This is a genomic window from Sphingobium agri (assembly GCF_023051225.1).
Classification (GTDB): Bacteria; Pseudomonadota; Alphaproteobacteria; order Sphingomonadales; family Sphingomonadaceae; genus Sphingobium; species Sphingobium agri.
Genome location: NZ_JALKHS010000006.1, coordinates 1,305,018 through 1,327,226 on the forward strand (window position 1 = coordinate 1,305,018; position 22,209 = coordinate 1,327,226).

20 protein-coding genes are annotated in these 22,209 nt (G+C 61.8%); 5 read left to right on the forward strand and 15 right to left on the reverse strand.

The window, feature by feature from the left end:
* Window positions 1–119: 119 nt before the first annotated feature.
* From MU848_RS09785 to MU848_RS09800, 4 genes are all read right to left on the reverse strand, one after another.
* On the reverse strand, window positions 120–392 hold the full coding sequence (locus tag MU848_RS09785; RefSeq protein WP_315862453.1) for a hypothetical protein: 273 nt from the start codon (window positions 390–392) through the stop codon (window positions 120–122).
* Window positions 393–443: 51 nt separating this feature from the next.
* Complete coding sequence (locus MU848_RS09790) at window positions 444–1,112, reverse strand: sigma-70 family RNA polymerase sigma factor (protein WP_247231476.1); 669 nt, start codon at window positions 1,110–1,112, stop codon at window positions 444–446.
* Between the two features lie 342 nt (window positions 1,113–1,454).
* A complete protein-coding gene (locus MU848_RS09795) occupies window positions 1,455–2,249 on the reverse strand; it encodes a response regulator (protein WP_097091340.1) in 795 nt (264 codons plus the stop codon).
* 101 nt (window positions 2,250–2,350) lie between these two features.
* Window positions 2,351–2,524, reverse strand: coding sequence for a hypothetical protein (locus MU848_RS09800; RefSeq protein ID WP_236574914.1), 174 nt, complete (start codon window positions 2,522–2,524; stop codon window positions 2,351–2,353).
* A 24-nt stretch (window positions 2,525–2,548) separates the two neighbouring features.
* Here MU848_RS09800 and MU848_RS09805 point away from each other — a divergent pair, with 24 nt between their 5' ends.
* Window positions 2,549–2,773 carry a NepR family anti-sigma factor gene (locus MU848_RS09805; RefSeq protein WP_141397809.1) on the forward strand — a complete coding sequence of 75 codons (225 nt, stop codon included), beginning with the start codon at window positions 2,549–2,551 and terminating at the stop codon, window positions 2,771–2,773.
* A 195-nt stretch (window positions 2,774–2,968) separates the two neighbouring features.
* Window positions 2,969–4,519 carry a sensor histidine kinase gene (locus tag MU848_RS09810; protein ID WP_247231478.1) on the forward strand — a complete coding sequence of 517 codons (1,551 nt, stop codon included), beginning with the start codon at window positions 2,969–2,971 and terminating at the stop codon, window positions 4,517–4,519.
* Between the two features lie 3 nt (window positions 4,520–4,522).
* On the opposite strand, the gene tgt is transcribed toward MU848_RS09810, so the two are convergent.
* Both tgt and MU848_RS09820 read right to left on the reverse strand, forming a co-directional pair.
* The gene (gene tgt, locus MU848_RS09815; RefSeq protein ID WP_247231480.1) at window positions 4,523–5,653 is read right to left on the reverse strand and encodes a tRNA guanosine(34) transglycosylase Tgt; all 1,131 of its coding nucleotides are present in this window, start codon (window positions 5,651–5,653) and stop codon (window positions 4,523–4,525) included.
* 64 nt (window positions 5,654–5,717) lie between these two features.
* Entirely contained in the window at window positions 5,718–5,897 is a 180-nt protein-coding gene (locus tag MU848_RS09820; RefSeq protein WP_097091336.1) for a hypothetical protein, read from the reverse strand.
* Between the two features lie 237 nt (window positions 5,898–6,134).
* Between MU848_RS09820 and MU848_RS09825 the strand changes: the two genes are divergently transcribed.
* Window positions 6,135–7,091 carry a crotonase/enoyl-CoA hydratase family protein gene (locus tag MU848_RS09825; RefSeq protein WP_247231482.1) on the forward strand — a complete coding sequence of 319 codons (957 nt, stop codon included), beginning with the start codon at window positions 6,135–6,137 and terminating at the stop codon, window positions 7,089–7,091.
* Window positions 7,092–7,095: 4 nt separating this feature from the next.
* Here MU848_RS09825 and MU848_RS09830 read toward each other — a convergent pair whose 3' ends face one another.
* From MU848_RS09830 to groES, 3 genes are all read right to left on the reverse strand, one after another.
* The gene (locus MU848_RS09830) at window positions 7,096–9,087 is read right to left on the reverse strand and encodes a putative bifunctional diguanylate cyclase/phosphodiesterase (protein ID WP_247231483.1); all 1,992 of its coding nucleotides are present in this window, start codon (window positions 9,085–9,087) and stop codon (window positions 7,096–7,098) included.
* A 308-nt stretch (window positions 9,088–9,395) separates the two neighbouring features.
* The gene (gene groL / locus MU848_RS09835) at window positions 9,396–11,042 is read right to left on the reverse strand and encodes a chaperonin GroEL (protein WP_097091333.1); all 1,647 of its coding nucleotides are present in this window, start codon (window positions 11,040–11,042) and stop codon (window positions 9,396–9,398) included.
* Window positions 11,043–11,172: 130 nt separating this feature from the next.
* On the reverse strand, window positions 11,173–11,460 hold the full coding sequence (gene groES, locus MU848_RS09840) for a co-chaperone GroES (protein ID WP_022681207.1): 288 nt from the start codon (window positions 11,458–11,460) through the stop codon (window positions 11,173–11,175).
* A 391-nt stretch (window positions 11,461–11,851) separates the two neighbouring features.
* Between groES and MU848_RS09845 the strand changes: the two genes are divergently transcribed.
* Window positions 11,852–12,277, forward strand: a complete 426-nt coding sequence (locus tag MU848_RS09845) for a universal stress protein (RefSeq protein WP_097091332.1) — start codon at window positions 11,852–11,854, stop codon at window positions 12,275–12,277.
* A gap of 94 nt (window positions 12,278–12,371) precedes the next feature.
* Window positions 12,372–13,244 (forward strand): glutathione-dependent disulfide-bond oxidoreductase, encoded by an 873-nt coding sequence (gene yghU / locus MU848_RS09850; RefSeq protein WP_247231485.1) that lies wholly within the window; start codon window positions 12,372–12,374, stop codon window positions 13,242–13,244.
* Between the two features lie 116 nt (window positions 13,245–13,360).
* Here the strand turns inward: yghU and ligA are convergent, their stop codons facing one another.
* The 6 genes from ligA to rpsO form a co-directional block, all read right to left on the reverse strand.
* On the reverse strand, window positions 13,361–15,505 hold the full coding sequence (gene ligA, locus MU848_RS09855; RefSeq protein ID WP_247231487.1) for an NAD-dependent DNA ligase LigA: 2,145 nt from the start codon (window positions 15,503–15,505) through the stop codon (window positions 13,361–13,363).
* Between the two features lie 56 nt (window positions 15,506–15,561).
* Window positions 15,562–17,223: a DNA repair protein RecN gene (gene recN, locus MU848_RS09860; protein WP_247231489.1), complete on the reverse strand. Its 1,662-nt coding sequence runs from the start codon at window positions 17,221–17,223 to the stop codon at window positions 15,562–15,564.
* 110 nt (window positions 17,224–17,333) lie between these two features.
* On the reverse strand, window positions 17,334–18,119 hold the full coding sequence (locus MU848_RS09865) for an outer membrane protein assembly factor BamD (protein ID WP_097092738.1): 786 nt from the start codon (window positions 18,117–18,119) through the stop codon (window positions 17,334–17,336).
* Window positions 18,120–18,187: 68 nt separating this feature from the next.
* Window positions 18,188–19,204: a sensor histidine kinase gene (locus tag MU848_RS09870; RefSeq protein WP_201513562.1), complete on the reverse strand. Its 1,017-nt coding sequence runs from the start codon at window positions 19,202–19,204 to the stop codon at window positions 18,188–18,190.
* 206 nt (window positions 19,205–19,410) lie between these two features.
* Window positions 19,411–21,759: a polyribonucleotide nucleotidyltransferase gene (gene pnp / locus MU848_RS09875; protein WP_201513561.1), complete on the reverse strand. Its 2,349-nt coding sequence runs from the start codon at window positions 21,757–21,759 to the stop codon at window positions 19,411–19,413.
* Window positions 21,760–21,935: 176 nt separating this feature from the next.
* Window positions 21,936–22,205: a 30S ribosomal protein S15 gene (gene rpsO, locus MU848_RS09880; RefSeq protein WP_021237747.1), complete on the reverse strand. Its 270-nt coding sequence runs from the start codon at window positions 22,203–22,205 to the stop codon at window positions 21,936–21,938.
* Window positions 22,206–22,209 lie beyond the last annotated feature (4 nt).

The following is a 22,209-nucleotide window of genomic DNA, read 5'->3' on the forward strand; positions in this document are numbered from 1 at the left end:
CTCACCGCGGCTGCGAAGAACCCGATCGTGCACGGACTGTGAAGGAAATTCCCAAAGATTCTCTGAAGATGGCTCGGCGCAAAAGCAAAAGCGCCGTCAGGAGAGCGGGACTACGAGTTTCAATTTTGCCGCCGCAAGCTGCTCGCCGCATCCTGCGCGGCGTTTTCGATGACCCGCGCGGCGCTGTCCGCCGATTCAGCGGCTTCCGTTATGACGCGGCTTTCCTTGTCCTCGCGCTCCTTGGTGAGGTAGAAGAAACCGATGGCCAAGATCAGGGCGATAGCTACCAGCGCGAAAATCACGCCGCTGCCGCGTGATTTTTCCGCCTGGATCATATCGTCCGGCCGCTCCTCGTCCTGAGGAGGGTCGCCTCTCCCTCCAACCTCAACCATCCTCCCTCTCCCATCGCCCTCCCCATCTGGGAAGGTTCGCAGGAACCGGTCTTAAACATCATTGGCATCCATATCGGATTCCTGCCTGGTCTCGCGGCCCCGGCTGAGGCGGTCGACATCATCCATGATCTCGTCCAGCACAGCCGTGTCAGTCGTTTCCTGCGTCCGCCGTGACGGAAGGTCGCCGCTGTCAAGTATCTGCTCCAGCGCCGCGCGGCCGCGCGCGACGCGGCTCTTGATGGTGCCGACCGCTACGCCGCAAATCTCCGCCGCCTCTTCATAAGCGAAACCGCCAGCACCGACGAGGATCAGCGCTTCACGCTGAGGCTGAGGCAATTGCAGCAGGGCGCGCTGCATGTCGGAAAGTTCGACATGCTTGTCCTGCCCTGCCGGAGCCGCGAGCAGGCGATCCGCGGTCAGATCATCCCAATCGCCACGGAAGCGGGAGCGCCGCATCTGCGAAAGATAATGGTTGCGCAGAATGATGAAAGTCCACGCACGCATGTTGGTCCCGGCCTGGAAACGGCCGCGCGCCGCCCATGCCTTCAACAGCGTTTCCTGGACGAGATCGTCCGCCACATCGCGATTACCGGAAAGCGATCGGCCGAAAGCGCGCAGATGCGGGATCACCGCAGCCAGCTCACGCTTGAAATCCGAATCGGAGAGCGACTGCCGCTCTACTTCCTGGTGCTCCGCCTCTTGGCCAAGCCCTTCGCTCATGGGAACAACCCTCTTACTGGCTGTCGCCCTCGCCTCATGAACCGAAGCCGTCAAAGCCATATTTGCGTCCGCATCCTATACTCATTGTTCAACGGAACCAATGATGTTTACCCGTAATAGCTCCACAGCACGATCAGCATGCCAATGATGACCAGAGGCAGCGATATGCCTAGAACATACCGGACTATATGTGGTGTCGATCCTGACCGGGCGTCTTCGGTAGCAACGTGCTTTTCCTGTTCCGCCATTTAATACCTCCCGATCGTTACGCATCAATAACGCGGAGGCATGACTCGGGTTCCGCCGCTCCTTCAGTCTTTTGCGGCGGACCCGTGCAGATCGTCAGGCCGGAGCCGTAGCTTCGTCAAAGAACAAGGCCTGCGAAATAGCCGCCTTGACGGTCGAACGTTGGAAGGGCTTCGTGATGAGGAAGGTCGGTTCAGGACGCTCACCGGTCAGCAGACGTTCTGGGAATGCGGTGATGAAGATCACGGGCACGGAAAATTCCGCGAGAATATCCTTCACCGCATCGATGCCGCTGGAATCGTCCGCGAGTTGAATGTCGGCGAGTACCAGGCCGGGACGCTCCGCCATCGCTTCACGAACCGCATCCTCGCGCGTCACGGCGATTGCAGTCACTTCATGACCAAGGTCACGGACGATGGTTTCGATGTCCATCGCGATGATGGGTTCATCCTCGATGATCAAGACCTTCGCCCGCGTCTGAGCCTCGATCTCGCTGAGCGCCTCTTCCACAAGCGCCTCGACATCGGCGGCGTCAAGACCGATCAGGTAGGCGACGTCGTCGACCGTGAAACCTTCCAATGCCGTGAGCAACAAGGCTTGGCGAGGCAGCGGCGTCAATCGCGCAAGCCGCGCCTGCGCTACCGCTTCCTGCCCATCGCTGCCCGTCAGAACCGGACCATCTTCCAGATGGGAAGACGACCATATCGCATGGAACGTCTTGTAAAGACCAAGGCGAGGATCGACGTCAGACGGGAATTCTTCAGGCGCGGCCACGATCGCTTCCAGCGTCGCCCGCACATAGGCGTCGCCATGCCCCTGGCTGCCCGTCAGGGCGCGGGCATAGCGGCGCAAGAAAGGAAGATGGGGGTGCAGTTGCTGTCCAAGCGACATCTGTAAATCTTCTCCCAGCCCATAGGGCGCATTGCTACTAAACATTCGCTGCGCGGAAGGATGGATTGCCAATGCCGATGTGGCAAGCCCCCGCCCCCTTTTCAGCCGCCCTGCGGACGGTGGCAAAAAATGCTTCGGGGAGTGGAACCAACGAGAAAAAGATTTGTTTCACTGCCGTTCGGTTTTTTAACTGAAATCTGGATTTTGATGTAAAGCTCCGCTGGCGGTCGATTGACGTCACGCGGGAAAGCCGCAAAAGAAAAGCCGGTTGACATGGTAGCGTTGCAGAGGGGCGTATTTTGGTTGCTTCAACGACGGAACGGGATGTGAAGGGAGGGGACAGGAAAGATGTCGGCGCCAACACCCCGGATTCGGGCGTGACTGGCAACGCCTCCCGCAAGCGGCGCTCTGCCCCTGCCAAGGGGGATGGGAACGTCGCCAATGTGCTGCGCTCTGTATACCAGCGCGCCGTGGACGAAGACATTCCTGCCGAGATGCTCGACCTTCTTAGAAAGCTGGATTAAGCATCGGCCTTGAGGGTCGCCGAATTGGCGTGTCCCGGGCGGAGGGCAGATTGGTGCTTTTCGATACTGGCACAGGTGCGGAGCAAGGCGATTTGGCTTTGACTGAGATCGCTGAAATTCCTGATCCCGAACGGATCAACGCACATCTGATCATCGCATGAACGGGGCGGCTGCGTCCCAACCAGTTGATTGCTCATGCGCAACTTAAACAGCCTGATCCAGTCCACGGGCGTCAAGATGTTCCTCATCCTGACGCTGGCCCTTTTACCTCTGGGCCTTATTGCGCTTGTAGCTTCGCTTCAGGCGATCCGCACTTCCGATCTGGAGAAGGAAGCGCTGCTTCGTGTGTCTGTGACACAGAGCGCACGCAAGCTAACCGAAGATCTGGCTTCCGATCGAACCGCTTTGATGCTGACCGCCAACGCGCTGTCGACCGGCAGCGAAGGGCCGGAAATGTGTCAGCGGCTTTCCATTTTCCTGACCTCCCACGATCGGGAAGGCGGCCGCTACTACATCTACAATCGCGAAGGCGAGCGTATTTGCGGGTCTTCTCAGCCTGAACCGCGAGGACTCACGAAAACCGCTCGATTCCATGGCGCGCCAGCGATGCTGCTTCCGGCATCCGGCTATCTTGTCAGCCGCGTGATCAGTGACAACAGGCAAGTCGTTGCGCTTGCCTATTATTCGCGTACGTATCTGGAAACGATAGCCAGCCCGACGACAGCCCTGCAAAACCGGCAGCTGAGCCTTCAGCAGGGCGATCACATCTTGGTGGTCAGCCAGCCGTCCAACGACTTGCACGGCAAAAGCACCAGTCTATCGGCCCGGCTCGATCCGCCGGATATCCTGCTCACCATGACGCTACGTGACCCGCCGGTGACGCTCGCGCGCATGCTTTCGCTATTCCTGCCTCTCGTCATGTGGTTCGCAGCGGCGGCGATCGGATGGTTTGTGGTCAACCGGCTGCTGATCCGCCCGCTCGTCGTGCTGAGGCGTACCGTGGCCGCCTATCATCCGGGCGAAGTGCTGGAACCCATGCGCCGCATTCGCACCCCGGCGCAGGAGATCGTGGCACTCGGCGAAACCTTCCGCGAAATCAGCGAGGATGTGGCGACCCATGAGGCCGAGATGGCGGAGGGGCTGGATACTCAGCGCAAACTGACGCGCGAAGTTCATCACCGCGTCAAGAACAACCTCCAGATCATCGCCAGCCTGATCAGCCTGCATGCCCGTGCGGCACATGAACCCGAAGCGGTCGAGGCCTATGCATCAATCCAGCGCCGCGTCGATGCCCTCTCAGTCGTGCACCGCAATCATTATGCGGAGCTGGAGGAGCATCGCGGTGTCGGCGTGCGTTCCCTCGTCAGTGAACTTTCCGCCAGTCTGCGGGGCACGGCTCCCGCGGAAGCACGGCGCTTCGGGATTCAGATCGACAGTGACAATCTTCATATCAGCCAGGATGTGGCCGTGCCGATCGCATTCCTGCTGACGGAATTGGTGGAGTTGGCGATGCTGTCCGATCCCCGGACGGGCATGCGCATATCCGTGCAGCTGGAACCGGGACGTGACGACCGGGCCGTGCTGCATCTGAGTTCCCCCGCGTTGCGCGGATCGGAGCTGATGAGCGCGCGGATCGAAGAACGATATGGGCGCGTACTGACGGGCCTTTCCCGTCAGCTGCGCGCGCCGCTCAACCATGATCCGGTCGCTGGCGATTATGCGATCGCGATCAATGTCATTCCCTGATCCTCAGACCCGCTGATAATCGCGGCGGAAGTCCGATGCGAAGGCTGCGAACCGGGCTTGCGCGATGCTGTCCCGTATCGTCTGCATCAGCGCCTGATAGAAGTGGATATTGTGCTGCGTCATCAACATGGCGCCGAGCATTTCGCCGGATTTCACCAGATGATGCAGATAGGCGCGGCTCCACGTCCCGCAGACCGGACAGGTGCAGCGGGGATCGAGCGGCGAAAGGTCCTCGGCAAAACGCGCGTTGCGGATGTTGAGCGGGCCTGCCCAGGTGAAGGCCTGACCATTGCGGCCGCTGCGGGTCGGCAGGACACAATCGAACATGTCGATGCCGCGTTCGACAGCCCCGACGATATCGTCGGGCTTGCCCACGCCCATCAGATAACGCGGCTTTTCGCTCGGCAGCATGCCGGGTGCGTAATCGAGGCATGCGAACATGGCCTCCTGCCCCTCCCCTACCGCCAACCCGCCTACGGCATATCCGTCAAAACCGATCTCGGTCAGCTTCTGCGCAGAGATGCGCCTCAGATTTTCGTCGAGCGATCCCTGCTGAATGCCGAAAAGCGCCGCTCGTTCGGCATGTTCACTACCGGCATCGAATCCGTCACGGGATCGCTTTGCCCAGCGCATGGATCGCTCCATGCTGTGCGCCGCCTCATCATGGGTGCAGCCGTTTTTCGTGCACTCGTCGAAGGCCATGACAATGTCGCTGTCGAGCAGACGCTGGATCTCCATCGAACGTTCGGGCGTCAGCATGTGACGGGAACCGTCGATATGGCTGGCGAAGGCGACGCCATCCTCGCTCATTCTGGTGAGCGCGGACAGGCTCATGACCTGATAGCCGCCGCTGTCGGTCAGGATCGGCCGGTCCCAACCCATGAATCCGTGCAAGCCTCCCAGCCGAGCGACCCGCTCCGCGCCCGGACGAAGCATCAGATGATAGGTGTTGCCGAGGATGATATCAGCGCCAGTGGCGCGGACCTCGGCCGGGCGCATGGCCTTGACCGTGGCGGCGGTGCCAACCGGCATGAACGCGGGCGTCCGGATTTCGCCGCGGCGCATCTGAATCGCGCCCGTGCGGGCCTTGCCGTCGGTTGCGGCGATCGTGAAGGAAAAGCGGGATTGAGTCACGTTGCGCGCTCTAGAACATCGCGCGGACAAGAGGGAACCGCTTTTTATCGATCCGGCGCCCGGATCAGCCCGCCTTGCGCAAACCGTCGAAGGCAACCACCGCGTCGATGTCAAAGCCCTTCACCCGGCGGTAATTGCCGATGAAGCAAAGGCAATCGGCAGCGATGTTGAGGCGCCAGCTTTTCCCCTCTTCATCATGAAGCAGGAGCGTCACAATCTGGGGATCGGTGCGATGTCTGTCCATGCACCATGTCATAATTAATAAAGGTTAACAAAGACCTGACAACAAAATCACCTGAAACTTACTTAAGGCCTTTGTTGCATTAATGCAACGTTAACCATGATAGGCGCGTCTTTTTGGCGACTTAGCAGCAACAGTACGCAATAAAAAGGGTTAACGAGGCGCCGATTGATCCACTGACGGTTGCATCGAAGGAACAATGTTGTTTTCCTCAGCATGGATCGAAATGCGGGGGCACAGATGATTGATTCCGGACGGTTTAATCCGGCACGCGATGAGGTGGAGGACGCTTCGCCAATGCACCTGCCTGTCGAAAACATTCATGCCGTTGCCGCTACGGAAGCAGCGCTCCAGGCACGCGAAAGCGGACATTCGATGCTGTTCGACCTGGGACAGGTCGATGTCGCTTTCGATGAACCGATCGACACCCTTTGGGCTTTCATGACCCCGGCGAATCGGCCGAACTATAATCTGCCGATGCTGCGCGACATCCGGCTTTGGCAGACAGAGGCCAAGCGGCTGTTCGACGAGGGTATATTGCCGCTCAAATATATGGTGCTTGGTTCCCGCTTTCCCGGCGTCTTCAACCTGGGTGGAGACCTCGAGCTATTCGCGGCGTGCATCGAGCGCGGCGACCTGCCCGGCCTGGTTAAATATGGTCATGCGTGCATCGATGTGGTTCATCGCGCATGGCGCAATGCCGACATGCCGCTCATTTCCATCGCCTTGGCGCAGGGCGATGCGCTGGGGGGCGGGTTTGAGGCTCTTCTTTGTTTCGATGTCGTCGTAGCGGAGCGAAGCGCTCGTTTCGGCCTTCCCGAAATGCTCTTCGGCCTCTTCCCGGGAATGGGGGCCTATTCCATCCTGGCGCGGAAGCTTGGACGCCGGATGGCAGAGCGCATGATCCTGTCCGGCAAGGTCTATACGGCCGAAGAAATGTACGACATGGGCGTCGTCACCATCCTTGCCGAGGATGGCGAAGGCGAGCAGGCCGTGCGTGACTATATCACCGGCAACCGTCCCCACCATGCCGGCCATGTCGGCGTCTTCGAAGCCGGACGCCGCGTCGATCCGCTCGATTATGCCGAGCTGAAGGACATCGTTGAAAATTGGGCAGCGACGGCGCTCAAGCTCGATCCGAAGGATTTGCGGATGATGCGGCGCCTTGCCTCGGCGCAGACACGGCTGACCAAGTAAGCGGTCAGGCGCGGCGGCGGTTCTGCATCAACGTGACGACGTTGCTTTTCTCACGTTTCATGTCGGCCATCATCGTGAGCAGATCTTCGGCAGGCATGGGGCGGCTCAGAACAAAGCCTTGCACATTGCTGAAGCCCAGCTCGCGCGCATAGCGTAGCTGTTCTTCCGTCTCGATGCCCTCCGCCACCGTTTCCACGTCAAGTGAGTGCGCCAGATATGCGACGGATTGGGCGATGGCGCGGTCGCGCCCTTCTTCGCCGACGCTTCGCATGAAGCTTTGATCGACCTTGAGCGTATCGAACGCATAATCACGCAGATAGCCGAGCGAGGAATAGCCTGTTCCGAAATCGTCGAGGGCAAGGCGTAGTCCAATGCGCTGCAGCTCTGACAGGATCAGGCTGGTGCGGCCGCTATCTTCCAGGAAGATTGATTCGGTCACTTCAAGTTCAAGCCGCTTGGCTTTCAAGCCCGATCCCATGAGCGCAGCGATGACCGCGCGCGGAAGCCCGTCGCTCTTGATGAGCGCGGGCGAGATATTGACGGCGACGCGGACATGTTCCTCCCACTGCATTGCGTCCCGGCACGCTTGTTCCAGCGCCCAGGCGGTTATCGGTTCGATGAGAGAGCAGCTTTCCGCCACCGGAATGAACTCCGCCGGCGAAATGCGGCCCATGGTGGGATGATCCCACCGCATCAGCGCTTCGCAGATGGCGATCTTGCCAGTGACCGTGTCGAATATCGGCTGGTAGTGCAGCAAAAGCTCGCCATTTGCCATGGCGCTGCGAAGGCCCATCTCCAACTCATAGGTACGATTTTGCCGCTCTTTCATGGCCCAGTCGAAATGGGCATGGCGGTTCCGTCCCGCACGCTTTGCCTGATACAGCGCCATATCGGCATGTTGCAGCAACTCTTCGCTGTCGCACCCATCCTCGGGCGCGACAGCGATGCCCATCGATGCCGTGACCGTCAGATGATAGCCGCTGACATCGAAGTCATGGCCGAACTCAGCCATCACATCGTGCGCAATCTCCCCGGCCACGGCGCGATCGGCGCCGGGGCATATCAGGATGAACTCATCTCCGCCGAAGCGAGCGACATGGCCGCGACCGTCCAGCGCGTGCGAAAGACGCGCTGCAACGGTGCAGAGCAGTTGATCGCCGATGATGTGCCCCAGCGAATCATTTATTTCCTTGAAGCGATCAAGATCCATCCAGAAGACGGCCATCGAATCCTGATCGGACCGGCGTTTGTCGAACAGTTCGCGCAACCGCATCTGCATCGCCATGCGATTTTCCACGCCGGTCAAACTGTCGAACCGCGCCAGCCTCTCGAACTTGGTGGCCAGCTGCGATTTTTCGTAATTGCCCTGCAACGCTTCGACGACGATCCGGTGGGTCGTGCGGGTGATTTCCGCCATGGCGAAAATCATCAGGAACAACATCGTCGCCAGCACCCAATAGCCCAACCCACCCGCGATGCAGAGGCCGAGCGAGGTCGGAAGCAGCGCAAAGCAGGTCTGGCCAACCGCGATATGCACGCGCCCCGCATTGCGTCCGGCGATGCCGCCTGAATAGGCCGCGACAAGGCAGACGCTTAAAATATGCAGCGACGCGTCTCCGGTTAAGATGAGCGTCGAGAAAGCGAGCAGACCGAGCAATGCGGCATAGCCCCACGCACCCAGTTCATAGGCCAGTCCCCAGGCTTGCTGCGTTGGCCCCTCATGATGAGCCAGTTGCCGCAGAAAGTAGACGGCAGAGATGGATCGGCTGACCGCGACCAGGAAAATCAAGGTCGCGATCGTTGTGATTTCGGCGCGGCCAGCATGGTAGGCGACGACGAAGCTGAGCGCTCCGCCAGCCAAGGCGCCGATCATCAGCGATGCAGGTGACGCGTAGAGCGATTTGACAAGGCTGTCCTGCACCTCAGCGCTTTGCTGAGTATCGGGCGCAAGATGCGCGCGCAGTTTTGCGCTCCAATGATGGAAGAGGCACGACACGTCTCCGCCACCTTTGGCTAAACATGATTTCCATTTGGTAAATTTGGAAGGGGAAGATGCCCAAAATGGAGCTATCGGGTGGCCGCCCGATGGGGGCGATAGTTCAGGTTTGGGCTGAGCTTTGCGCTTGAGATGCCGACTTCCGCTGGCATGACAGAGGCGGCGAGCGATCAGAGGCTGAAAATTTCTCCAGCCGACAATGAAAGGGCCGGTGGATTGCTCCCCGGCCCTTCCCTGTCCGCTTGAGCGTGGACTTCGCCATCGCGATCGAACCACAGCCGGGCCGAAGCCCGACTGCTACGATCGCTTTAGAAGTCCATGCCGCCCATGCCACCCATGCCACCGCCGGGCATGCCCATCGGCGCCTTGTCGTCGGCGGGCAGTTCAGCGATCGTCGCTTCGGTGGTGATCAGCAGGCCAGCGACCGAAGCCGCGTCCTGCAGAGCAGCGCGAACGACCTTGGTGGGATCGATGACGCCAGCGGCGACAAGGTTCTCATAGGTGTCGGTCGCGGCGTTGAAGCCCTTGGTCTCGTCATTTTCGCGCAGCAGGTTGCCAGCGACAACGGCGCCATCAACGCCCGCATTCTGGGCGATCTGGCGCAGCGGCGCTTCGATTGCCTTGCGGATGATGTCGATACCACGGGTCTGGTCGTCGTTGGCGCCCTTCAGGCCTTCCAGAGCCTTGGTCGCGTAGAGGAGAGCCGTACCACCACCGGGGACGATGCCTTCTTCAACGGCTGCGCGGGTTGCGTGCAGCGCGTCATCGACGCGGTCCTTGCGCTCCTTGACTTCGACTTCCGAAGCACCACCAACCTTGATGACGGCAACGCCGCCAGCCAGCTTGGCCAGACGCTCCTGCAGCTTTTCGCGGTCGTAGTCGGACGTGGTCGTCTCGATCTGAGCGCGGATCTGCTCGGTGCGGCCCTTGATCGATTCGGCATCACCGGCGCCATCGACGATGGTGGTGTTGTCCTTGTCGATGGTGACGCGCTTGGCGGTGCCGAGCATGCCGAGCGTGACGTTCTCAAGCTTGATGCCGAGGTCTTCGGAGATGACTTCGCCCTTGGTGAGGACGGCGATGTCTTCCAGCATGGCCTTGCGGCGGTCGCCGAAGCCAGGCGCCTTGACCGCAGCGACCTTCAGGCCACCGCGCAGCTTGTTGACGACCAGGGTCGCCAGCGCTTCGCCTTCGATGTCTTCCGCGATGATGAGGAGCGGACGGCCCGACTGCACAACTGCTTCGAGGATCGGCAGGATCGACTGCAGGTTCGACAGCTTCTTTTCGTGGATCAGGATGTAGGGGTCAGCGAGTTCGACCTGCATCTTTTCCGGGTTGGTGACGAAGTAGGGCGACAGGTAACCACGGTCGAACTGCATGCCTTCCACAACGTCCAGTTCGAAGTCGAGACCCTTGGCTTCTTCCACGGTGATCACGCCTTCCTTGCCGACGCGGTCCATGGCTTCGGCAATCTTCTGGCCGACTTCGACGTCGCCATTGGCCGAGATGATGCCGACCTGAGCGACTTCGTTCGAACCGGCGACCGGCTTCGAACGGGCCTTGACGTCCTCGATCACCTTGGAGACGGCGAGGTCGATGCCGCGCTTCAGGTCCATCGGGTTGATGCCGGCAGCAACCGACTTCATGCCTTCGCGAACGATGGCCTGAGCCAGAACGGTCGCGGTGGTGGTGCCGTCACCGGCGATGTCGTTGGTCTTCGAAGCGACTTCGCGGACCATCTGGGCGCCCATATTCTCGAACTTGTCCTTCAGTTCGATTTCCTTGGCGACGCTGACGCCGTCCTTGGTGATGCGGGGCGCGCCGAAGCTCTTGTCGATGACGACGTTGCGGCCCTTGGGACCCAGGGTCACCTTGACCGCGTCGGCCAGGATGTCGACGCCGCGCAGGATGCGCTCACGAGCGTCACGCGAAAACTTTACGTCCTTCGCTGCCATGATCTTTTACCTCTCTTTGAGAATTGCAAATCTTGCGAAGTTCACACCGTTCTGAGTGGCTGAAATCCGCGGGAAATTGGAATAGCGGTCCGGTTCGCAGCTTTACGCAACGAACCCGAGCCCGTCGCCTTTAGGCGACAACGCCCAGGATGTCCGATTCCTTCATGATCAGCAGGTCTTCGCCGTCGACCTTCACTTCCGTGCCCGACCACTTGCCGAACAGGATGCGGTCACCAGCCTTGACGTCCAGCGGCGTCACCTTGCCATCTTCAGCCTTCGAGCCGGTGCCGACAGCGACGATTTCGCCTTCCTGCGGCTTTTCCTTGGCGGTGTCGGGGATGATGATGCCACCGGCCGTCTTCTCTTCCGCCTCTACGCGACGGACGAGAACGCGGTCATGCAACGGACGAAATGCCATGTTGAGTACCTTTCCCTCTTTTTGGGATTGGTCGGGCGGGCGATCGCGGGAAAATCCCCCCAGCGAATCTGCCTGATGCCGTTCCTTCTCCCGTATGAACCAGTTGCTGTTAGCACTCCTGGTTAGAGAGTGCCAGCGCTGCGGAATATGGAGCGGTGAAAATAACCGTCAAGACAAGGAGGCATATTTTTTTAGGGCTGAAAGGCCCCTTCAGAGCCCGGCGGCGTTGTTGCGCCTGATCGACGGCTTTGTCACGCGCGGAGCGCCAGCTTGCGGGATTGTTGCGACTATCGCCTTGCCGTTGCCGGTGCGCGTTCTTTCATGTCGGCCGCATCCCCACCCACCTGCCAGCGTTGCCTTGGCTAGCAGACCGCAAAAACAGGAGCGAAGGATGCAGTTTTCCACGATCATCGTTGCGATAGACGTCAGCGATCCCGACAATGGCCGGGCGGCGTTGGCGCGGGCCAGCGCGATTGCAGGACCGCAGGGACGGCTGCGGCTGCTCTATGTCCGCTATCACCTGCCCTCCCGCTATTCAGACCTTTTGGCCGGCGATTTTGACGCGCGGGAACAGGAGGACGCTTTGGCGGCCATGCGACAATGGTGCGGCGATCTTGGCATCGGCGATGATCAGGTGGAAATAGCGACGCGGCGGGGCCGTGTTCGCGACGAAGTGCTGGCAGAGGCCGAACGGCAAGGCGCCGACCTGATCGTCATCGGATCGCATCAACCATCGCTATCCTCAAAGCTGCTGGGATCGAACGCGTCGGCCATCGTCCACCAGTCGCCTGTCAGCGTGCTGGTCGTGCGGGCATAGACCGGATCGGTAAAACGGCCAGGACGAGCGGTTGCGGCACGCCGTTCAACTTCCTACCTGCGAGGCGACATCGCACCGTGGGAGAAATCGCCTAATGACCGACAGCTATACTCCGCCCCGGGTCTGGACATGGGACAAGGATAATGGTGGCGCCTTCGCCAACATCAATCGGCCGGTCGCAGGCGCTACCCACGACAAGGCGTTGCCGGTCGGCAAGCATCCATTGCAGCTCTACTCGCTGGGCACGCCCAACGGGCAGAAAGTGACGATCATGCTGGAGGAGCTGCTGGCGGCGGGTCATCATGGCGCGGAATATGACGCCTGGCTGATCAACATCGGCGAAGGCGACCAGTTCGGCAGCGGCTTTGTCTCCGTCAATCCGAACAGCAAGATCCCGGCGCTGATGGACCACAGCGTTTCGCCGCCCCAGCGGGTGTTCGAGTCGGGCGCGATCCTGGTCTATCTGGCCGAGAAGTTCGGGGCGTTCCTGCCTACCGAACCGGCCAAGCGCACCGCGACCTTGTCATGGCTGTTCTGGCAGATGGGCAGTGCGCCGTTGCTGGGCGGCGGCTTTGGCCATTTCTTCGCCTATGCGCCTGAAAAGATCGAATATGCCATCAACCGCTACACGATGGAGGTGAAGCGGCAGTTCGACGTGCTGGACCGGCAGCTTGGCAAGAATGAATATGTCGCCGGGGATGAGTTCACGATCGCCGATATGGCGATTTGGCCATGGTACGGTGGGGTGGCGCTGGACCGCACCTATGTTGGCGCTGGCGAATTTCTGGACGTGCAGAGCTATGCCAATGTTCAGCGCTGGGCGAAGCAGGTGGATGCCCGGCCTGCGGTGAAGCGTGGCCGGATCGTCAATCGCGCGAATGGGCCGCTGGAAGAGCAGCTGCATGAGCGGCATGATGCGAGCGATTTCGATACCAAGACGCAGGACAAGGTTCAGGCGGCGGGTTGACTCCGACAGCATCCATTCTGTCACCCCAGCGAAAGCTGGGGTCTCCTTCGTCCTGCGCCCTACCCTCCTGAGATCCCAGCATTCGCTGGGATGACGGATCTGGTCAACGTCGCCCCCTACCCCGCTGCCTTCACGATTTCCGCCCAGGCCGCTTCATCGATCACCGGGATTCCCAGGGCCGCAGCCTGTTTCAGCTTCGATCCCGCGCCGGGACCGGCCACCACAAGATCCGTCTTGGCGCTGACCGATCCTGCCGCCTTCGCGCCCAGCCGCTCCGCCTGCGCTTTCGCCTCATCGCGGCTCATCGTTTCGAGCTTGCCGGTGAAGACGACCGTCTTGCCGGTCACTTCGCTGGCGGTGGTTTCGACCACATAATCGGGGGGCGACACTTCGGACAGCAGGTCGTCCCAAACCTCTCGATTATGGGGTTCGTGGAAGAAATCGGCGAGCGCATGACCAACGGCGGAGCCCACATTTTCAACGCCGATCATCTCCGCGATCGCCTTGTCCAGCCGGTTGCGGAAGCGTGTTTCCTCCTCGCCTTCAGCGGCGGTGCTGCTATCGCGCAGGGCTATGATGTCCTGCGCCAGCGCCCTGATGCCGGGCAGGCTGGTATAGCGTCTCAGCAGGTCGCGGGCGGTGACGGCGCCGATATGGCGGATGCCTAAGCCAAAGAGAAGGCGCGCGGCGTCCGGCTGGCGCTTCGCCTCGATCGCGGTGAGCAGGTTGTCGATGGACTTTTCCTTCCATCCCTCTTTTCCCAGCAGCGCGGCGCGATGCTGTTTGAGACGGAAGATGTCGGCCGGTTCGGTGATCCAGCCAAGGTCGAGAAATTCCTGGATCGTCTTCTCGCCCAGCCCTTCGATATCGAGAGCGCCACGGCTGACGAAATGGCGGAGCCGTTCGAAGCGCTGTGCGCCGCAGATGAGGCCACCGGTGCAGCGGATATCGACCTCGCCTTCTTCGCGCACGGCTTCCGATCCGCAGACGGGGCAATGATTGGGGAAGATGAAGGGCGCGCGCTCTTCGTTGCGGGTGAGGTTGTCGACCACCTGCGGGATGACGTCGCCCGCGCGCTGCACCACGATGCGGTCGCCCGGACGGACGCCCAGGCGCTCGATCTCGTCGGCATTGTGCAGCGTCACGTTGGAGACGACGACGCCGCCCACCGTGACGGGGGTCAGCCGTCCGACGGGGGTCAGCTTGCCCGTGCGGCCGACCTGGATATCGATTGCTTCGAGGGTGGTTTGCGCGCGTTCGGCAGGGAATTTGTGCGCGATCGCCCAACGCGGCGCCTTAGCCACGAAACCAAGGCGTTGCTGCCAGTCGAGCCGATCGACCTTGTAGACGACGCCGTCTATGTCGAATGGAAGGTCGGCGCGCGCCGCCTCTATCCCGCGATAATGAGCGATCAATGCGTCGAGCGTGTCGACGCAGGTGAGCATGTCAGAGACCGGCAGGCCCCAGTTGGCGATCGCCTGCATGACGCCAAGCTGCGTCTCTGCCGGAAGGCTGCTCGCTTCGCCCCAGCCATGGGCAAGGAAGCGCAGCGGGCGGCTGGCGGTGACGGATGGGTCCTTTTGCCGCAGCGATCCGGCAGCGGCGTTGCGCGGATTGGCGAACTGCCGCGCCTTTTCGGGGTCGTCCGCCTCTGCGAGCAGCCGCTGGTTGAGCGCGACGAAGTCGGCCTTCGCCATGTAGACTTCGCCCCGTATCTCGAACAGGTCGGGCAGATTTCCCCCGGTCAGGCGATCGGGAATGTCGCTGATGGTGCGGACATTGGCGGTGACATCCTCCCCGGTCGTGCCGTCGCCACGGGTCGCGGCGAGGCGCAGTTCCCCCTTTTCGTAGCGGAGCGAACAGGACAGGCCGTCGATCTTCGGTTCGGCGGTCAGGGCGACGGGCTCCCCGTCCGGCAGCGCGAGAAAGCGGCGGACGCGGGCAATGAACTCGGCAATGTCCTCGTCCGAAAAGCCGTTGTCGAGGCTCATCATGCGGACCGCATGCTGGACCTTCTTCAATCCCGAAGTGGGTGCTGCGCCGACCTGAGCATTGGGGGAATCCGCCCTGACAAGCTGCGGAAACCCAGCCTCCAGCGCGTTATTTTCGCGGATCAGCGCGTCATAGGCGGCGTCAGTGATCTCGGGCTGGTCCTGATCATGGTAGAGCCGATTGTGCCGGGCAATTTCCCTGGCGAGCCGCATCAGGCGATTGGCGGCTTCCGCTTCGGTCATCTGGGTCGGGTCGATCGAGTCACTCATAACTGCTCCATCCCCGTTCAGGGCGGGCTTGTCGAGACGCTTGCTCGATGGCAGCGTCAGACTTCGAGCAGCCGATCCGCCTGCGCCCTTGCCTCTGCGGTGATCTCCGCGCCGGAGAGCATGCGGGCAATCTCTTCACGCCGTTCGCCATCGCTGAGCGCATGGACGCCGGTGCGGGTGACCGTGCCGTCGCTGGCCTTGGCGATCAGCATATGGCCAGCGCCGCGCGCCGCCACTTGCGGACTGTGGGTAACGACGAGGATCTGGTTGCTCTGCGCCAAGCGCGCGAGACGGTCGCCGATGGCCGATGCCACCGCGCCGCCGACGCCCCGGTCGATCTCGTCGAAGATCAGCGTGTCCGCCCCGCCCCGCTCCGCCAGCGCGACCTTCAGCGCAAGGATGAAGCGCGACAATTCGCCTCCGCTAGCGATCTTCACAAGGGGCGCGAAGGGCGCGCCGGGATTGGTGGAAATCTCGAACTCCACCCGGTCCATGCCCTGCGCGCTCCATTGCCCTTCATCGAGCGTGGCGACGGTGGTGCGGAAGCGTGCGGCGTCGAGCTTGAGGGGCGCAAGTTCCGCTGCCACAGCCGCGTCGAGCCGCGCGGCGGCGTCCTTGCGCTGAGCGGAGAGCGTCTGGGCGGCGTCGCGATAGGCAGCGGCGGTGGCGGCGACATCGGCTTCCAGCGCGGCTATATGCTCCTCCCCACCCTCGATGGCGGCCAGCTTTGCCCCCATGTCGTCGCGCAGGGCGGCGAGGTCATCGGCGGCGACCTGATGCTTGCGCGCCAGCCCGCGCAGGTCGAACAGGCGCGTTTCGATGGCGTCGAGGCGCGCGGGATCGAAGCTGAGCGCATCGGCGGCGCTCGCCAGCCGATCCTCCGCCTCGCCCGCTTCGATCACGGCGCGGTCGAGGGCGGCGAGCACTTCGGCGAGAGGCTCATATTCGCTGACCATCCGATCGAGCCGCCGCGCCGCCTGCCGCAGTTGCGCCAGCCCGCCGTCGGAGCCGGTGAGGCATTCGGTCACGGCCGACAGATCATCGGCGAGACGCGCGCCCTTCTGCATGGTGGCGCGTTCCTCGGCCAGCGCCGCTTCTTCGCCGGGTTCAGGGCCGAAACGCGACAACTCTTCAACCGCGTGCGTCAGATAGTCGCGGTCGCGCGCCGCCACCTCTACCGCCGCGCGGCTTTCAGCGAGCCGGTCGGCTGCCTCGCGCCAGGCGGCGTATGTCCTGGCGACTGACGCGCTGTCGCAGCGGCCATAGGCGTCCAGCAGCTGGCGATGCCCGCGCGGGTTGAGCAGCCCGCGATCATCATGCTGCCCGTGGATTTCGACGAGCGTGCCGCCAAGGTCGCGGAGCAAGGCGGCTGAGCAGGCCTGATCATTGACGAAGGCGCGGCTGCCCCCGTCAGCCTTAAGCGTGCGGCGGATGATGAGCGGTTCGCCTGCGTCCAGTTCGATGCCGTTGCTGGCGAGCAGCTCGGCAGCCCTGTGGTCGGCACGCGGAATGTCGAAGGTGGCGGTGACGCTCGCCTGCGCCTCTCCGCTGCGGACGAGGCCGCTGTCCGCCCTTGCGCCGAGCGCAAGCCCTAGCGAATCGAGGAGGATGGACTTGCCCGCGCCGGTTTCGCCAGTCAGCACGCCAAGGCCCGTGCCGAACTCCAGGTCCAGTGCCTCGATCAGGACGACGTTGCGGATGGAAAGATTGGTCAGCAATGCGGCCGATCTCCAAACGTCATCCCAGCGGACGCTGGGATCTCGTGCCGCCGGGCCGTGCCCAATGGCCTGAGACCCCAGCTTTCGCTGGGGTGACGGTAAATCGGCAGTTACGCCTTGCCGCCATGTTCCCGCATGAGCTTGTAGCTGCGCTCATACCATTTGGAGCCGGGATAGTTGCGGCCCAGGACCGCCGCAGCCTTTTGCGCTTCTGCGGGGATGCCGAGCGACAGATAGCTTTCGACCAGGCGCTCCAGCGCTTCGGGCGTGTGGGTGGTCGTCTGATATTTGTCAATGACAGTGCGGAACCGCAGCGTTGCCGCCAGCCACTGCCCACGGCGCTGGTAGAAACGGCCTACTTCCATCTCCTTGCCCGCAAGGTGATCATTGACCAGATCGAGCTTCAGCCGGGCATCGGCGGCGTAGCGGGTGTCGGGATAGCGGCGGATGAGTTCGCCCAGCGAATCCAGCGACTGCTGCGTGATCTTCTGGTCACGGGTGACGTCCGCGATCTGCTCATAATAGCAGAGCGCGATCAGATAATAGGCGTAGGGCGCGTCCTTGTTGCCGGTGTGGATCGCCAGGAAGCGCTGAGACGCGGCGATCGATTCACTATAGTCCTTGTTCATATAATAGCTGAACGCGGACATGAGCTGCGCCCGGCGCGCCCATGGCGAATAGGGATGCTGGCGTTCCACCTCGTCAAACAGAGCGGCGGCCATCTTATACTGGCCGCGATCGAGCCGGTATTTGCCCGCATTGTAGAGCGTGGACACGTCACGGGCGACATATTGGGTGTCGGCCTTGTTCTTCGACGTGGCGCAGCCGGCGAGCAGAGCGGCAAGCAGAAGCGGAGCGGTAGCCGCGCCGATGCGCGTCATGGTTTTCGTCAGCATGGCCGGGTCATAGCGGAGCGAATGGCACTCGCCAAGCGGCAGAATAGCGGGTGAACGCTTGCCGCCCATCAACGCGCCTGCGCAGGGAGGTCCAGCCGCACGATCGCGCCGCCTTCCGGCCGGGGATGCAGGCCGAACTGGGCGCTAAGCTGGCTCGCCAGCGCGCTTGCGATGCGCAGCCCGAGGGAATTGCCCTTCTCGATCCGAAAATCGGGGGCAAGGCCATCGCCATCGTCGGCGATCCTGAGGGACAAGGCCCCGCTCGAATCCTCCAGCGACACCTCGATGGTTCCGCCGCGATGGGGCAATCCATGTTCGATGGCGTTGCTCACCGCCTCCGCCACGATAAGCGCGAGCGGCACGGCAACGTGGGAGTCGAGCGTCAGGCCCGGCGGGGCGCTGACGGTGACTTGAATATCCCTCCGCCCGCTCGCTTCAAGGACGTCTGCGGTCAGCCGCGTCAGGAAGGCATGCAGGTCTTGTCCCTCTTCCGCTGGATCGTAAAGCGCCCGGCTGATCCTGCCGATCAGGGCAAGACGGCTGGCGGCATCGTCCATCGCTCGTGCCGCCACCTGATCATCGATGTGCCGCCTTTGCAACGACAGCATCGCGGCGACAACTTGCAGATTGTTGGAAACGCGGTGCTGCAATTCGTGGAACAGCAGTTCGCGATTTTCCGCCAGCGCCCGGCTGCGTTCCCGTTCGACGGCAAGATTGAAATTGGCCCGCTGCATCCAGTGGATGAGCGCTATGTCGATCCCGATCACGGCCGTGTAGAAAATGAGGGCGAGGATCACACCCCCGCCAAAGCTGCCGCCCGGTCCTGAGGGAATGAAGAAATACCAGGATAGGAAACCGCACAATATCCCGGTGAATATCCCGGGACGCAGCCCGAACAGGAAAGTCGAAAGGATGACCGCCGGGAAAAAGGATACGAACGGGTAGCCGATGGGGAGGAAGCTCTGCGCAGCTAGCCTGAGGATCAGAGCGATGCCGCAAAACGCCGCCGAAATGGCGTAGGCGTAAACAGGGCGTTTGAGGACGAGAGGAAGGCGCTCGACGAACCTCTCATTGGCACGCTGCATCTTATCCCCCCGAAATCGCAGGGCACAGTAACAGAAGTTTTTGCATCTCCAATTGATCGAAATCAAGAATGCCTAGCCCAATGAAAAAGGGCGCCCGGTCAGGAGCGCCCTTCTCATGTCGTTTTTTGTTGTCGCATCGTTTTAAGCGCAAAACCGGTTCCCACTTTTGCGCACGATGCTCAGCATAGCCGGATAACCGGCCAGCATCAGTCCTGAGTCAGGAAATCGGGCAGACCGGCGTTGGAGCCGTCATCGTCCCCGCCGCCGTTGCCGCCACGGCCTTCACCGCGCGGGCCACGATCCCCGCGATCACGGCGCGGGCCGCGATCACCGCCCCGGTCACCACCACGACCGCCACGGTCGCCGCCGTCACGACGGGGACCACGGCCACGGTCGCCACCACGGCCGCCTTCACGGTCGCCGCGCGGTTCGCGGGCAGGACGGGTGTCTTCCAGCTCTTCGCCGGTTTCCTGGTCAACGACGCGCATCGACAGGCGAACCTTGCCGCGCGGATCGATCTCGAGGACCTTGACCTTTACTTCCTGGCCTTCCGACACGACGTCGGTCGGCTTTTCGACGCGCTCATTCTTCATTTCGGACACGTGGACGAGACCGTCCTTGCCACCCATGAAGTTCACGAACGCACCGAAATCGACGATGTTGACGACTTTGCCGGTGTAGATCTTGCCGACTTCCGCTTCCTCGACGATGCCGAGGATCCACTTCTTGGCGGCTTCGATCTGGTCGATGTCGGACGAGCTGATCTTGATGATGCCTTCGTCGTCGATGTCGACCTTCGCGCCGGTCTCCGCGACGATTTCGCGGATGACCTTGCCGCCGGTGCCGATGACGTCGCGGATCTTCGACTTGTCGATCTGGATCGTTTCGATGCGCGGGGCATGCGCCGACAGTTCTGTGCGGGTCGAGGACAGGGCCTTGTTCATTTCACCCAGGATGTGGGCGCGGCCTTCCTTCGCCTGGCGCAGAGCGACTTCGAAGATTTCCTGCGTGATTCCGGCAACCTTGATGTCCATCTGCATGGTGGTGATGCCCGCTTCCGTGCCCGCCACCTTGAAGTCCATGTCGCCAAGATGATCTTCGTCGCCGAGAATGTCGCTGAGAACAGCGAAATCCTTGCCGTCGAGGATCAGGCCCATGGCGATGCCCGACACCGGCCGCTTCAGCGGAACGCCCGCGTCCATCATGGACAGCGAACCGCCGCAGACCGTCGCCATCGAGGACGAGCCGTTGGACTCGGTGATGTCGGACAGAACGCGGATGGTGTAGGGGAAGTCTTCCTTGCTGGGCAGCACGGGGTGCAGCGCACGCCATGCCAGCTTGCCATGGCCGACTTCGCGACGGCCCGGCGCGCCGAAGCGGCCGACTTCGCCGACCGAATAGGGCGGGAAGTTATAGTGCAGCATGAAGTTTTCATAATGAACGCCGGTCAGGCCGTCGATCATCTGCTCAGCATCCTTGGTGCCGAGCGTGGTGGTGCAGATTGCCTGCGTTTCACCGCGGGTGAACAGCGCCGAACCATGGGTGCGCGGCAGGAAGCCGACCATCGCCTCGATCGGGCGGATCTGCGTGGTGGTGCGGCCGTCGATGCGCTTGCCATCCTTGATGATGGCGCCGCGCACGATTTCCGATTCCAGCTTCTTGGTCAGCTTGATGCCAGCCATGACGGTCTGGGCGTCGAGGCCTTCCTCAGCGAAGAAAGCCTTCGCCTTGTCGCGGGCGGCGTTGATCGCGTCCGAGCGAGCCGACTTGTTGGTCAGCTTGTAGGCGGCGGTGATGTCCTTACCGATCAGCTTCTTCAGCTTCTTCTTCAGGTCATCCAAGTCGTCGCCCTTGGCGACTTCCCACGGGTCCTTGGCGGCCTTTTCAGCAAGCTGGATGATCGCGTCCACGACCTTCTTGCTCGCTTCATGAGCGAACAGGACGGCGCCGAGCATGACGTCTTCCGAAAGCTCCTTGGCTTCGGATTCGACCATCATCACCGCGTTCTGGGTGGCGGCGACGACCAGGTCGAGTTCGCCGGTCTTCACCTCGTCCATCGACGGGTTCAGCTGATATTCGCCATCCTTGTAACCGACGCGGGCAGCGCCGATCGGGCCCATGAAGGGCACGCCCGACAGGGTCAGCGCAGCCGAAGCGGCGATCATCGCGACGATATCGGGCTCGCTCTCGCCATCGAACGACAGCACCTGGGCGATGACGTTGATTTCGTTGTAGAAGCCTTCGGGGAACAGCGGGCGGATCGGGCGGTCGATCAGGCGGCTGGTCAGCGTTTCCTTTTCGGTCGCGCCGCGCTCACGCTTGAAGAAGCCGCCGGGAATACGACCGGCTGCGGAGTATTTTTCCTGATAATGGACGGTCAGCGGGAAGAAGTCCTGTCCTTCCTTCACCGACTTGGCGGCGGTCACGGCGCACAGCACCACGGTTTCGCCATAGGTCGCCAGCACGGCGGCGTCAGCCTGACGCGCAATACGGCCGGTTTCGAGCGTGAGGGTCTTTCCGCCCAGCTCGATTGATACCTTCTTTACATCGAACATAATGTTTTCCTTCGCCCGCCTGGCCCTATTGCCGGGCGGGGCCTGTGTTGCGGGCTAGCCGGCCCGCTGCGGTTTCGGAGCATCGTCTGGCCCCTTGGTCGGAACATCCTGCCGAATTGCAGGAGTCCCGGAATCGGAAACGGCCCCGCTGGGGGGCCGTCCCTTCTATAGCAGGCTTACTTGCGCAGGCCCAGCTTTGCGATGAGGTCGTTATAGCGACCCGCATCCTTTTTCTTCAGATAGTCCAGCAGCGAACGACGCTTGTTGACCAGCATGAGCAGGCCGCGACGGCTGTGGTTATCCTTGTGGTGACCCTTGAAATGCTCGGTCAGGTTCGAAATGCGCTCCGAGAGGATCGCGACCTGAACTTCCGGCGAACCGGTGTCGCCTTCGGCGCGGGCATGTTCCTTGATCAGCGCTTCCTTGCGCTCAGCAGTAATCGACATCGGC